This window comes from Klebsiella sp. ME-303 (assembly GCF_007910085.1).
Classification (GTDB): domain Bacteria; phylum Pseudomonadota; class Gammaproteobacteria; order Enterobacterales; family Enterobacteriaceae; genus Klebsiella; species Klebsiella michiganensis.
On the sequence record NZ_VOJB01000011.1, the window covers coordinates 1 to 850 of the forward strand.

Annotated in this window: 1 protein-coding gene and 1 pseudogene; both read right to left on the bottom strand. The window is 58.2% G+C overall.

Annotated features, from left to right (window positions below; genetic code table 11):
* Nucleotides 1–108: pseudogene (locus tag FQK12_RS27525) on the bottom strand (hypothetical protein); the annotation flags it as partial.
* Between the two features lie 18 nt (nt 109–126).
* Nucleotides 127–850 (bottom strand): type VI secretion system contractile sheath large subunit (gene tssC, locus FQK12_RS00075; protein WP_146295608.1); only part of this gene is annotated, 724 nt, incomplete at its 5' end.

An 850-nucleotide genomic window follows, 5' to 3' on the forward strand; every position in this document is an offset into this window, starting at 1 on the left:
CATCCGGGCGACCATGTCGGCAACGTATTCACTCCAGCGGGCCTGCTGCTGGAATTGTTGCGGGGCCAGAGCGGCCCCATCCTCCCAAAGTGGGCGGTAAATTTTCATCCCTGATTTCCCCTCGCCTTACGATTTGGCTTTCGGCATCTGGGAAACCAGTGACAGGTTGACGTCCATGCCTTCCACCTGGAAGTGCGGGATAGCGTACAGCTTCACGCGGAAGAAGCCCGGATTGTCTTCGATGTCTTCCACCACCACTTTTGCGTCGCGCAGTGGGTGTGAGGCCTGCAGCTCGTCGCCCGGATCGGTCATTTCGGTCACCAGACTGCGCACCCAGGTGTTGAGTTCCAGCTCCAGCAGGCGGCGGTCCTTGGTGGAACCGATGTTCTCGCGCTGAATCAGCTTCAGATAGTGGGCGATGCGCGACAGCAGGAAGATATACGGCAGACGGGCGTTAATGCGGCTGTTGGCCGTCGCATCGGCGGTGTCGTACAGCGCCGGTTTCTGGGTGGAGTTCGCCGAGAAGAAGCACGCATAGTCGCGGTTCTTGTAGTACGACAGGGGAATGAAGCCGAGGCTGGCAAATTCAAATTCGCGGGTTTCCGGGATCATCACTTCTGACGGAATCTTCACCTGTTTGCCGGTGCCGAGGTCATACAGATGGATTGGCAGGTCCTGGACGGCACCACCGGCCTGCGGGCCACGGATTTGCACGCACCAGCCGTTGTTGATGAAGCTCTTCACCATGTTGGCCGCAAAGGCGAACGAGGCGTTGGTCCACAGGTATTTATCGTGATCCGGGCCTTTCACTTCTTCAACGTAGTTGAAACTGCGCACCGGTACGGTATCC